The organism is Kribbella sp. (assembly GCF_035655035.1).
GTDB lineage: Bacteria > Actinomycetota > Actinomycetes > Propionibacteriales > Kribbellaceae > Kribbella.
In genome coordinates, this window is the sequence record NZ_DASRVN010000646.1 from 1 (window position 1) to 12207 (window position 12207).

At 68.8% G+C, this 12207-nt stretch carries 10 protein-coding genes and 1 pseudogene; 7 read left to right on the forward strand and 4 right to left on the reverse strand.

Going from position 1 to position 12207, the window contains the following annotated elements; translation table 11 throughout:
* The 3 genes and pseudogenes from VFF46_RS33810 to VFF46_RS33820 all read right to left on the reverse strand — a co-directional run.
* Window positions 1-393: pseudogene (locus VFF46_RS33810) on the reverse strand (hypothetical protein); the annotation flags it as partial.
* Complete coding sequence (locus VFF46_RS33815) at window positions 390-1178, reverse strand: hypothetical protein (RefSeq protein ID WP_325041314.1); 789 nt, start codon at window positions 1176-1178, stop codon at window positions 390-392. The gene VFF46_RS33815 and the pseudogene VFF46_RS33810, both read right to left, overlap by 4 nt.
* A complete protein-coding gene (locus tag VFF46_RS33820) occupies window positions 1178-1915 on the reverse strand; it encodes an ABC transporter ATP-binding protein (protein ID WP_325041315.1) in 738 nt (245 codons plus the stop codon). The genes VFF46_RS33815 and VFF46_RS33820 overlap by 1 nt, the downstream gene beginning before the upstream one ends.
* A gap of 132 nt (window positions 1916-2047) precedes the next feature.
* On the opposite strand from VFF46_RS33820, the gene VFF46_RS33825 reads away from it, so the two are divergent.
* From VFF46_RS33825 to VFF46_RS33855, 7 genes are all read left to right on the forward strand, one after another.
* Window positions 2048-3229: a sensor histidine kinase gene (locus tag VFF46_RS33825; RefSeq protein ID WP_325041316.1), complete on the forward strand. Its 1182-nt coding sequence runs from the start codon at window positions 2048-2050 to the stop codon at window positions 3227-3229.
* Window positions 3226-3876 carry a response regulator transcription factor gene (locus tag VFF46_RS33830; RefSeq protein WP_325041317.1) on the forward strand — a complete coding sequence of 217 codons (651 nt, stop codon included), beginning with the start codon at window positions 3226-3228 and terminating at the stop codon, window positions 3874-3876. Before VFF46_RS33825 ends, VFF46_RS33830 begins: the two co-directional genes overlap by 4 nt.
* Window positions 3877-4029: 153 nt before the next feature.
* A complete protein-coding gene (locus tag VFF46_RS33835; protein ID WP_325041318.1) occupies window positions 4030-4917 on the forward strand; it encodes a cytochrome c oxidase assembly protein in 888 nt (295 codons plus the stop codon).
* Window positions 4918-5107: 190 nt separating this feature from the next.
* The gene (locus VFF46_RS33840) at window positions 5108-8509 is read left to right on the forward strand and encodes a phosphodiester glycosidase family protein (RefSeq protein WP_325041319.1); all 3402 of its coding nucleotides are present in this window, start codon (window positions 5108-5110) and stop codon (window positions 8507-8509) included.
* A 154-nt stretch (window positions 8510-8663) separates the two neighbouring features.
* Window positions 8664-9743 (forward strand): hypothetical protein, encoded by a 1080-nt coding sequence (locus VFF46_RS33845; protein WP_325041320.1) that lies wholly within the window; start codon window positions 8664-8666, stop codon window positions 9741-9743.
* Complete coding sequence (locus tag VFF46_RS33850; RefSeq protein ID WP_325041321.1) at window positions 9740-10255, forward strand: YciI family protein; 516 nt, start codon at window positions 9740-9742, stop codon at window positions 10253-10255. Before VFF46_RS33845 ends, VFF46_RS33850 begins: the two co-directional genes overlap by 4 nt.
* A gap of 42 nt (window positions 10256-10297) precedes the next feature.
* Window positions 10298-11899, forward strand: a complete 1602-nt coding sequence (locus VFF46_RS33855) for a metallophosphoesterase family protein (protein ID WP_325041322.1) — start codon at window positions 10298-10300, stop codon at window positions 11897-11899.
* Here the strand turns inward: VFF46_RS33855 and VFF46_RS33860 are convergent.
* Window positions 11871-12207 (reverse strand): alpha/beta fold hydrolase (locus VFF46_RS33860; RefSeq protein ID WP_325041323.1); only part of this gene is annotated, 337 nt, incomplete at its 5' end. The two genes, VFF46_RS33855 and VFF46_RS33860, sit on opposite strands and share 29 nt — an antisense overlap.

The window sequence follows — 12207 nt, forward strand, 5'->3', positions numbered from 1 at the left end:
GATCGAGGCGATCAGCCCGAAGACGAGCATCACCAGCGCCACCGTGAGGGATTTTGCCGCGATCACGCGGCGCCGGTCGGGGACCGCGGTGAAAGTGGTTCGGATCAGCCCGGTCGAGAGTTCGCCGGTAATCGCCAGTACGCCGAAGCTCGCGGCGAGCACGGTGACAAAACCCCAAGTGAGCTGGTCGAACGGGTAGATCAGCGGGTTGAAGGAGCTGGCGGCGCCAGGCGCGACCCGGACGTGACCGCCCAGCCGCCACGCACCGACGGCGGCGAAGAGCACGCCGAAAGCCAGGATCGCGAAGTTGGACCGCAGCGATCGGAGTTTGATCCACTCGGCGCCGAGCAGGCGGTGAAAGCGGACCTGGTTGGTCTGCGTGGGCGTGTTCATACATCCCTCCGGTCGAGCGTGACGACGATGACGAAGACTGACCCGGCGACCCACGCGGCCAGCGTGGCCCAGGCAGTGCCGACCGGCATGGTGCCGCGCGCCCCAGTGCCGGCGGTCAGGCGGCCCCACGAGTAATAGGGCAGGGCGTTCGCGACGTGGGTAAGACAGTGATTGCTATTGGGACGAACCATGATCGGTACGAATCCGAGCAGGGCGCAGACACCGATTCCGGCTCCGGCGGCATCGCGGAGGAGGGCGCCCAGCGCCATACCGATGAGGGCGCAGGTCGGCAGCGCCAGGACCGACGCCAGGACGGCCCGTAGCGGCTGAGTACCCGCCGGATTTGGCTGCGGTACGACGTTGAGCGCGATCACCAGGCCGCAAGCTGCGACGACCAGGGCACCCGCGCCGGTGAGGGCGGAAAGGAGGGCGATCTTGGCGGCGCCCACCCGGCGGCGATCCGGCACCGCGGTGAACGTCGTACGGATCAAGCCGGAGGCGTATTCACCGACGACGAACTGGGTCCCGAGCAGCCCCGCACCAAGCATGGCCGGCAGCCAGGAGAACCCGTCGAACGCGGCCTGTTCCGGCGTGAGCGGGCCGTGCGATCCGGTCAGCGGAAGGATGCCGCGCCGGCTGTTGTCGACGGCGAGGTACAGCGACAGCGCTGTACCGAGCATCAGGCCGATCGGGGTCGAGCGCAGTGACCAGAACTTGATCCACTCCGCCGACCACAGGTCGATCCCTCGAGCGCTCCGGCGGGCCGGAAGACCTTGTGAACTCATCAGACTCGCCGGGCCCGGAACTCGACGCTTCCGGCCGTCAACTCCATGAACGCGGCCTCGAGAGCGCCGGCGCCCGTCACGGTCGCGCGCGCCGCGAACTCCGCCAGTGGCTCGTCGGCGATGAGCTTGCCGTTGCCGATGACGACGACGTGGTCGACGGTGTGCTCGACCTCGCTCATCACGTGGCTCGAGACGAACACCGTCCGCCCCTCGGCGGCCAGGCGGCGGAACAACGTCCGCGCCCACACGATCCCCTCCGGGTCCAGGCCGTTGATCGGCTCGTCGAAGATGAACACGGGTGGGTCGCCGAGCAACGTGGCGGCGATGCCGAGGCGCTGGCGCATCCCGAGCGAGAAGCCACCGACCCGGCGCCGCGCCGCATCTTCGAGCCCGACCTCCTGGAGCACCTCGACGACCCGATCGCGCGAGATTCCGTTGCTGCGGGCGAGGGCCCACAGATGAGCCCGGGCGGTCCGGCCGGGGTGTACGTCGCCCGCATCGAGCAAGGCACCGACCCTGCGGAGGCCGATTCCCTCGCGCCGGAACGGCCGGCCGCCGACTGTCGCGGTGCCCCGAGTCGGGGCGTTGAGGCCGAGAATCATCCGCAGCGTGGTGGACTTGCCGGCACCGTTCGGCCCGAGGAATCCGGTGACCCGCCCGGGCCGGACGGTGAAGGTGAGTCCGTCCACAGCAGTGACACTGCCGAATCGTTTGGTGAGTTCGTTGACTTCGATCATGGTGCCAGCGTCGGTTGCCGGGTTGCCCCTGCGCGTCGGCCCGCGGGCGGTTTCGACCGTGGCCGCTCGTCCCCGAGGCGTACGGCTGCGGGATGACGCCGTGGGCGTACGCCGACGCCTAAACTCGGCGACGTGAACCCGCAGGGGATCTGGGCCTTGCTACCCGGGCAGCACCGCATCGCGTCGCTGGCAGGCGCGGGTATGACGTTCGGCGCGTACTTCCTCTACAGCGCCCTGCTGTTCTGGACAGCGCCCACCATCCAGGGGCCGGGGTACGACGGTCCCAACCGCTTCCCCCACCTCCTCGCACCCGCACTTGCGGCCCTGGTTCTGATCCTGGCGCTGCCGGTGCTGCTGGTACGGCGTCGGCCGCTGGCGACGTACGCCGTAATCCTCGCCGAGACCGCGCTGGCGGTGGAGTTCGGGGCTCGGACCTGGGCCCTGTACGCAGCCGCGATCGTGGTGATCGGCTACCTCGCGCTCGTGCGTTCGATCGCAGTCTCGGCCTGTGCGGCGGTGGTGATGCTCGTGACCTGGCTTGTCGAGCAGGCCGTCCTCCGGTCGGTGGACGACGTGGCGAGTGCCACGAGCCAGCTCGCCCTCTACGCAGCCTGTGCCTGGGCGGTCGGCTACGGACTGCGCAGGCGCCGCGAATACAGCATCGCCCTGCGTGAACAGAGAACGGCAAGCGCAGTGATGTCCGAGCGCCTGCGCATCGCGCGCGAGTTGCACGACACTGTCGCGCACAGCATCGGCATCATCGCGGTGCTGTCGGGCGCCGGTCGGCGAGTGATCGAGTCGCAGCCCGCGGCGGCGCGTGAAGCGCTCGGCGCCATCGAGGCGACCAGCCGCGAGACGCTGATCGGTATGCAGCGTATGGTCGGCGCCTTGCGTCGCACCGAGCTCGACGACGACTCCGCACCGCTCACGGCGGCCGCGGGCCTCGCAGACCTCGACCACCTGGTCACCCGTGCGGCCCACGCCGGACTTCGGGTCGACGTGACGCGACGGGGCGAGCAGCGGACGTTGCCACCGGAGATCGACCTGTCTGCCTTCCGGCTCATTCAGGAGGCCGTCACAAACGTGGTACGCCACGCCGGTACGCACGAGTGCCGCATCCGCATCGACTACGAGGAGAAGGACGTGTCGATCGAGGTTCTGGACGACGGACTCGGTGGTGCCGTCCATCCGCACTCCGGCAGTGGGTTCGGGCTGGTCGGCATGCGGGAGCGGGTCGCCGTACTGGGTGGCGAGTTCGCCGCGGGGCCGCGCCCCGAGGGCGGCTTCCGGGTCGGGGCGAGACTGCCCGCATGACGGTCCGCGTCCTTCTCGTCGACGACCAGCCGCTGATGATCGTCGGGCTGCGCATGGTCGTCGACGATGCGCCGGACCTGGAGTTCGCCGGATCCGCTACCAACGGCCGGGAAGCGGTGTCGCAAGTCCGGGAGCTGCGTCCGGACGTCGTCGTGATGGACGTCCGGATGCCCGAAATGGACGGCATCCGGGCGACCCGGGTCGTTACTGCCGAGCCCGATGCACCGAAGGTACTGGTGCTGACGACGTTCGACGACGATGAATACGTGTACGGCGCACTGCGTGCCGGGGCCAGCGGATTCCTGCTGAAGAGTATGGCGCTCGACGACGTGCTCGGCGCGATCCGGACCGTGGCCGTCGGGGACGCGCTCATCGCGCCGAGCGTGACCAGGCGGCTCCTCGGCACCTTCGTCAGCCGGTCCGGGCCTGGCGCGGACCGCCCGGTCCGCTCCATCGACGGGGTCACCGAGCGCGAGCGGGAGGTGCTGTGCCTGGTCGGGCGGGGCATGTCGAACGCCGAGATCTCCCAGCACTTGTTCATCAGCGTGGCCACGGCCAAGACCCACGTGGCCCGCCTCCTCACAAAGCTGGAGGCCCGGGACCGCGTGCACTTGGTCATCGCGGCCTATGAAGCCGGCCTGGTGTAGCGCAGCCAGACCAACAGGGGGCAGAGGTAGTGGCGGCTGGTGGGGTTGCTAGCTTGAGGAGGTAGTAGTCGGACCTCTGGGAGTGGAGGCGGCCTGGTGAGTGAGTTGCCTCCACTGACCGGTGGGAATGCGCTTGGGGCATGGACGCTTGATGTGCCTGTGCTTGTGGGATTGCTGATCGTGGGGGCGGCCTACCTGATTGGCGTACGGCGGGTTCGGCGCGCGGGTGGGACGTGGTCGGTGGGGCGGACGCTGGTGTTCTTCGGGGGTGGGCTGGGCAGCGTGGTCGTGCTGACCATGTCGTTCCTCGGGACGTACGACCGGGTGTTGTTCTGGCCTTATGCGGTGCAGAACGTGTTGTTGCTGGCGTTGACGCCGGTGTTGCTGGCATTCGGTGGGCCGGTGGAGTTGATCGGGCGGAACTTTCCGTCGGTTCGAGCGGCGCGGTTGGTGAAGGTGCTGACGTTTCCGGCGGTTAGTACGTTGCTCGGAGCGGTGTTGCTGCCGTTGGTGTATTTCACGCCGTACTACCTCGCTGTGCTGCAGAACGACGTACTGCATGAGTTGCTGCGGTTGCAGCTGGTGGTGGCGGGGTGTCTGTTCTTCTGGCCGATGCTCGGTGGGGAGTCGTTGCCGGCGTGGTGTACGCCGCCGGTGCGGGTCGCGATCGGCTTTCTCGACGGGCTGCTTGATGCGTTGCCCGGGATCCTGATCATGACCAGTTCGGGCACGCTCGCCGCGAGCTACTACCTGTCCGTGCGGCACGGGTGGGGACCGGCGCCGCACGAAGATCAGCGGTTCGGCGGCGGGATCATGCTGACGCTGGCCGAGATGGTCGGGCTGCCGTTCCTCGGCGGTCAGCTCGTCGCCTGGATCCGCGCCGACCGGGCCGAGGCGGTGGCAGTGGACCGGAGGCTCGACCAGGTCGTCGCCGAACGCGCGGCGGCCGGCGAACGGGAGCCCGAGCTGATGCGGCCGTGGTGGGAGACCGACCCTGGGCAGCTCGCCGACAGGTTCCGCCCACAGCGCGACGACGACTGAGCGCATACACAACGGGTACGCCGTGCTACTGGTGCGGTAAGACGTCTACCTGTTGATGGGGGTATGTCGTCAGCGGTTTACCGGGATGTTGTCGGGTGAGGGGACGGTCGGTGGTTGCGCCGCCGTTCGGTGTGGTGCGGCTGGGGGGTGTGTGCCCGGTCTGGGATCGTTCAGAAAGTACGGGTCGACGATGAAGGCTCATCGCTTGACGGCGGGGATCGCGGTCGTGGCGGCCGCTGGTGTCCTGTGGTCGTTGCCGGCTGTGGGGTATGCCGATGACCATCCGGTTGCCGGGCTGGCGTTGGTTGATACGAACGAGACGGTTGGGCCGGGGATCTCGCTCAACCATGTGAAGAGTGTGGATCAGCGCGGCTGGGTGGACGCGCAGTACCTGACCATCGACCTGGCCGACAAGGCGGTGAGTACCGACCTGCTGACGTCGGGTCCGGTGGCCTCGGGCGGGCCGTTGTCGGCGGCCGCCAACAAGGCCGGTGCGGTGGCGGGAGTGAACGGCGAGTTCTTCGACATCGGGAACAGCAACGCCGCGCTGGGTGGCGAGGTGCAGAACGGCCAGCTGCTCAAGTCGGCCGACGCGTCCGGACGTCAGCACGTCGGTGTCAGCAAGGACGGGATCGCTCAGCTCGTCGACCTGGCGGTGGATTCGACCGCGACGTTCGCCGGCACGGACCACAAGGTACTGACGATCAACGCGGCGAACGGCGGCGGCGTACCGGCGAACGGGCTGGTGGCGTACACCCCGATCTGGGGCGAGTACAGCCGCGCCCGCGGTTTCGCGAACGCCGACGTCGCCGAGGTACTCGTACAGCAGGGCAAGGTCGTCTCGGTGAACGCCACCACGGCGGGTGCCGGCGCAATCCCGGCGGACGGGTTCTACCTGGTCGGGCGGGACGCGGCCGCGACGGCGCTCCGCGCGCTGCAGCCGGGGGACGCCGTCACGCTGCACTACGAACTCGCGAACGACCTCGCGAAGTCGATGAAGTTCGCGCTCGGTCAGGGCGGGACGATCGTCAAGGACGGGAAGGCGGTACCGGGGCTCGACAAGTCGATCGCGCCGCGGACCGCGCTCGGGTTCAAGGACGGCGGCCGGACTCTGGTACTGGCGACGTGGGACGGCCCGGGCGGCACCGGCAAGGGCGGCGTCGGGATCGACCGCGAGGCGCAGGACCTGGCGGACCGCGGTATCCAGACCGCCGTCAACCTGGACGGTGGCGGCTCGACGACGATGGTCGCGCGCGGCCTCGGTGAGGACGGTACGACGGTACGCAACAACCCGTCGGACGGTCAGGAGCGCAACGACCCGAACGGCGTCGGCGTCTTCGTCAGCAAGGGCGATGGCAAGGTCCACCAGCTGCTGATCAAGCCCGCGACCGGGCAGGCGTCCGCGGACGGCGGCGTGAAGGTCTTTCCGGGCATGCACCGCACGCTCACGGCCAAGGCGCTCGACAACCATCTGACCGCGGTCGCCCCGAAACGCCTTGTGTGGAAGGCGAAGGGCGGCAACATCAAGGACGGCCTGCTGGCCGCGCCGAGCGGAAACCGCGGAGCGATAACGGTTTCCGCATTTTCCGACAACGTGCACACGACGCAGCAGGTCGGCGTACTCGGACAGCTGAAGAGCCTGGAGCCCTCCTCCGAGCGCCTCTCCATTCCCGAGGCGACGGCCGCCAACGCGGTCAGTGTCGCGGTCACCGGCCGCGACGGCCAGGGCTACACCGCCCCGATCGACCCGCGTGACCTGAAGCTCGACTACGACCACGCGGTCGTCGACGTGCAGGCCGTGGACGGAAAACTGAAGATCACCCCGCTGACCAGCGCGGGCACGATCCTGACGATCTCGGCCGCCGGCCAGACGGTGAAGCTGCCGATCACGGTCGGCGTCGAGACGAAGGTCGTGTACGACTTCAACGACGACGTCCTCGCCCGCTGGAACAACAACAGCACCGCGGCTACCACCCGCTCCGTGGACCCGGACGGTCTGCGCATCGACTTCCCCGCGATGCGGAACGTCGGGGTCTCGGCGAACGGCGCCGTGAACCGGATCCAGGTCCCGGGCCAGCCGCTGCGGCTGCGACTCCGGATCAAGTCGAGCATCGACGTACCGAGCGGTCTCGACTACCTGGGCCTGTACGACGGCAACGGCAAGTCGCTCGGTCTGTACGGACCCGGGCTGAAGGCGTCCCCGGACTACCAGAACGTCACCTGGACGCTGCCCGCGAACACGGTTTACCCGGTGTCGATCTCGTCGTACCAGGGCATCAACACCGCGGTCGCGCAGCAGAAGGCCGGTACGTTCGTCCTGGACCGGTTCGAGGCCGACGTACCGACGTCGATCGATCTGCCGAAGCAGCCGGACCTGGTCCGCGACCCGCTCGTCTCGGCCGATGGCACTCTGAACACCGGCACGTTCAAGTTCGCGACCCTGTCCGACGTCCAGTTCACCGCCGACAACCCCGCGCTGACGCAGGTCGCGACGGCGGCGATCGCGCGGATCCGCAAGACCCGCCCCGACCTCGTCGTACTGAACGGCGACATCACCGACCGCGGTCTGCCGCAGGACCTGTCGCTCGCGCGCAAGGTGCTGACCGACGCGGGCTGCGACCTGATCCCGGTCGGCAAGGAGCCGGCGCCGAACAGCACGCCGAAGGGCGACACGGTCCCGTGCTATTACGTGCCCGGAAACCACGAGTCGTACGGCCTCAACAACACCCAGTCGGACCTCACGAACTTCACCAACGAGTTCGGGCAGCCGTACCGGACGTTCGACCACAAGGGCACGCGGTTCATCCTGCTCGCGAGCGCGCTCGGCACTCTGCGTACGTCGGCCTGGGACCAACTGCCGATGCTCAAGCAGGCCCTCGACAGCGCGGCGAAGGACCGCTCGATCCACAACGTGATGGTGTTCGCGCATCACCCGGTCGACGACCCGGAGGAGACCAAGTCCAGTCAGCTCGGCGATCGTGACGAGGTCGCGCTGATCGAGAAACTGCTGACGAACTTCCGCAACAGCACCGACAAGGGCGCCGCGATGGTCGGCTCGCACGCCCAGGTCGTGAACGTGCACCGGGTCGAGGGCGTCCCGTACACGGTGCTCCCGTCGTCCGGCAAGGATCCGTACGGTACGCCGGACCGCGGCGGCTTCACCGGCTGGATCGACTGGTCGGTCGACGCCCGCCGGAACGCCGGGCAGCAATGGCTCGAGGCCGACGTCCGGGCGTTCGCGGAATCGATCACGCTCGACGTTCCGAAAACGGTTTCCGCCGGCAAGGCCGTCCAGCTGAACGGCTGCATCGTGCAGCCCGAAGGCGTCGGCGCCGGTACTCGCGTGGTGCCGCTGCGGTACCCGATGTCGGTGCACTGGACCGGCTCGCCGAACCTCGCGATCGGCGGCACGCTCGACCAGGCCCGCCGTACCGGCAAGATCGCGGTACTGGACCCGGTGACGCGGACACTGACCGCGCTCCGTCCCGGCAACGTGACGGTCTCGGTGACGAACGACTCGATGCGCGCCTACACCGGCGACGCCTCGCTCGCCCCGATCACCACCTCGGCCACCATCACGGTCGGCCGGTAGCAGTCGAACCTCGCCCCGGACCCGCGGCACCGCGGGTTCGGGGCACTCGTCTGCCACCATCGGGATTGCCCCGCGATGACGGGGAATAGGCTCGCCTCGGGCGGAAGTTGGAAGCTGAGCCGGAGTGTCCGGGCAGGTCTGAGCGAGGAGAACGATGAAACCCACCGAGTTCGTGAAGGTGAACGGTCAGTTCTGGGGGGAGCACCTGAAGGGGGTTGCCGGGCACCTGCCGGTCAGTCACCGGACGGAGCTGCCGGGGCCGATGCTGTTCCCGCGGATGATGGTGCTGACCGAGACGCCGGACTGGAACATCCTCGAGCTGGTCGGGCTGAGCCGGGAGTACCGGACCCTCGAGGTGCGGCGGCAGAAGCTGGCGAGCGTCGAGGAGTACTTCGGGGTCGGCGACGGCGACGCGGTGATGGCGCTGCCGGGGGAGAACCTGTTCAAGGACGCGACGATCGCGACCACGGCCGGGCGGCAGGCGCTCGAGGACCGGTTCCCGACCGCCGCGAACGTGCTCGGCGAGGTGTACGCCGGCCCGGGCGACGAGCTGCTCCGGTTCGAGCCGGGCAACTACTCGACGTTCGACCGGACCCTGCTCGTGCACACCGCGGGTGACTCGCTGCGGGCGCACTGGGTGAACTTCGCGATCGCGATCCACCGCTCGGAGCCGGCCGGCAAGTACCTCGACTTCCTGCAGACGTACTCGAACGCCCGCCCGCACCTCGACCCGATCGGTACCGTCAGCCTCCCGGTCGATCCCGCCGTGCTGAAGGCCGACGCGTTCGAGAGCACGTACCTCGCGCACGGTCTGCAGGACAGCACGGTCGACGAGTTCCTCGGCAAGCACGAGGAGATCCTGCTGTCGGTGTTCGGCGCATCGAAGCTGGTCCGCGAGCCCGCGCTCGGCGACCTGCACCCGGACTTCATCCTGGAGCGCGCCGACGGCAGCCACGTCGTCGGGCGGCTCGAGCTCCCGGTCGTTGACACCACCAACGGTAAGAAGCGGCGCCGGGTGTTCCGTACGCCGGTGCAGGAGAGCGCGGCCGAGCTGGCGAAGTACGCGGAGTACTTCCAGGCCGCGGACAACCGGGCCCAGGTGAAGTCGAAGTACGACGTCGAGGTGACCGATCCGCGGCAGCTGCTGATCGTGCCGTCGCACGAGACCGTCACGCCGGCCGCCGGGGTCGAGATCGTCGACTACGACACGATCCTGCGGCTGTACCTCTCGTGACGCAGTACTTCGTCTACGCCCGCGACCGGGCCGGCTCCGACGTCAAGGGCCGGCTGACCGAGGACCACTGGACCTTCATGGACGGGTACGCCGCGGAGCTGATCGCCCGCGGTCCGACCCTCACCGAGGACCGGGAGAAATCGACGGGCAGCCTGCACATCGTCGACCTGCCGTCGGCGGAGGCGTTGCACACGTTCGTGTACGACGAGCCGTACTACCTCGGCGGAGCGTTCGAGACCGTCGAGGTGTACCGGTTCGAGAACCACACCGGCCGCACGATGTGGGAGTTCGCGACCGCGGTCGAGGGGTACGGCCGGTATCTCGTGCTCACCAAGGATGCCGCACGGCCGCTCGCGTCGGACCACCTGATCGTGTACGGCGATCTGCTGTTGGACGAGGTCCACGTGGGGCGGGCCGCGCTGCTGGAGGCTCCGTCCGCGCAGGCCGCGCGGGAGCTGGCCCAGGCCGGTGACGCCGAAGTACATCCCTGGGAGTTCGGCGGCAGGCGGTAGCGCGTTGGCCTGGGCGTCACTTCTGGCGCCCAGCGTGGAGGGGTGATCGATGACGAAGAGCTGTTCGAGTCGCACTTCTCACGGCGTGGGTTCCTCGCGTCTGCAACGGTCGTCACCGGCGGGTCACTGCTGACCTCGGCGGGCTCGGCCCAGGCCGCCCCGGCCACTACGGCGCCGGCTTCGGTGCCGGTCGCCGACCCGGTGACCACTCCCCGGGTCGGCGGGCTGCACCTGCAGTTCGGCGCCGACGCGGCGACCGAGGTGGTCGTCTCCTGGCACACCCGCCAGCCGGTACGCCGGGCACGGGTGCTGCTCGGTACGCCGGACGGGGTGTTCGAGCGGACCGTGACCGCGACCGGTACGAGCTACACCGACGCCAAGTCCGGGCAGGTCGTGTACGTCCAGCACGCGCGGATCAGCCGGCTGCGTCCTGCCGGTGAGTACGTCTACGCGGCCGTTCACGACGGTGCGGAAACCGTTTTCGGAACGTTTCGTACGGCGCCGAAGGGCCGGGCGGCATTCACGTTCACGAGTTTCGGGGACCAGGGCACGCCGACCCTCGGCAAGCGGTACGTGCCACCGGCCGGTGTCACGATCCCGAACCCGCCGTACGTGAACGACAACCTCGGCTCGCCCGCCGCCGGTGACGTGACGGCCGGAGTGGAGAGGGTGCGCCCGCTGTTCCACCTGTTCAACGGGGACCTCTGCTACGCGAACCTGGCGGAAGACCGAGTGCGGACCTGGAACGATTTCTGGGAGAACAACACCCGCAGCGCGCGCAACCGCCCGTGGATGCCGTCGGCCGGAAACCACGAGAACGAACTCGGAAACGGCCCGATCGGGTACGAGGCGTACCAGACGTACTTCGCCCTGCCGAGGCAGGACGGGCAGACGGACGTGACGCGCGGTCTTTGGTACGCGTTCACCGTCGGGTCGGTGCGAGTGATCAGCCTGGCGAACGACGACGTGTGCTACCAGGACGGCGGAAACAGCTATGTCCGCGGGTATTCCGGCGGCGCACAGAAGGCCTGGCTGGAGAAGGAGCTGAAGGCGACCCGCGCGGACCGGAACATCGACTGGATCGTGGTCTGCATGCACCAGGTCGTGGTGAGCAGCGCGGACCAGGCGAACGGCGCCGACCTCGGGATCCGGCAGGAATGGGTGCCGCTGTTCGACGAGTACGGCGTGGACCTGGTCGTGTGCGGCCACGAGCACCACTACGAGCGCTCGCACCCGATCCGCGGCCAGCAGCCGAACCCGACGCTGACGCCGATCCCCACCGCGACCCGTACCGACCTCGTCGACACGTCGAAGGGCACCGTACACATGGTGATCGGTGGCGGCGGTACATCGGTCGGCTCCAACGGCGTGCTGTTCAACCCGCCGAAGTGCCGGGTGATCACGTCCGTCGGCGCCTCCGACCCGACCACCGGAAAGCGCCCGCCGGTGTACGTGACCGAGCCGGCCCCGTGGTCCGCGAGCCGCAACGCCGCCCACCCGTACGGCTTCGCCGCCTTCACCGTGGACCCCGGCCACCCCGGCGGCTCCACGACGATGCAGGTCAAGTACTACGACGTCCTCGGCCCCGGCGGCGAGCTCCGCGAGTTCGAGTCCTTCACGCTGCAGCGCCCCCGCCGATCCTGACCACCACCTCCTGGGCGACGCGCCGCCCGTCCCCGGCCGCGTCGCCCAACCCACACGTACTGTGGTTCAGCCCCTCGAACTCCAGGCAGGCAACGCCGATCCCTGCGCGATCGGTTGAACGGGCGACCATCGCTGCCATGCAGGCCGTCTGCGAGAACCCCCAGACGCTGAATCGATCAACACCTTCGTGATCGAGGACCGCGAGTACCTGCTCGCCGATCGAGCCGAAGTCGTACACGTCCGGCCGGTCGCTCGCGCCGAAGCCGATCGGGTGCAGCTGGAAGACCCGGAACCGCTCGGCCAGGAAA

Excerpts from the sequence above, each read along its gene's own strand:
- VFF46_RS33845 (WP_325041320.1), top strand. The coding sequence starts at position 8,664 with ATGAAACCCACCGAGTTCGTGAAGGTGAACGGTCAGTTCTGGGGGGAG.
- VFF46_RS33820 (WP_325041315.1), bottom strand. The coding sequence starts at position 1,915 with ATGATCGAAGTCAACGAACTCACCAAACGATTCGGCAGTGTCACTGCT.
- VFF46_RS33815 (WP_325041314.1), bottom strand. The coding sequence starts at position 1,178 with ATGAGTTCACAAGGTCTTCCGGCCCGCCGGAGCGCTCGAGGGATCGAC.
- VFF46_RS33840 (WP_325041319.1), top strand. The coding sequence starts at position 5,108 with ATGAAGGCTCATCGCTTGACGGCGGGGATCGCGGTCGTGGCGGCCGCT.
- VFF46_RS33830 (WP_325041317.1), top strand. The coding sequence starts at position 3,226 with ATGACGGTCCGCGTCCTTCTCGTCGACGACCAGCCGCTGATGATCGTC.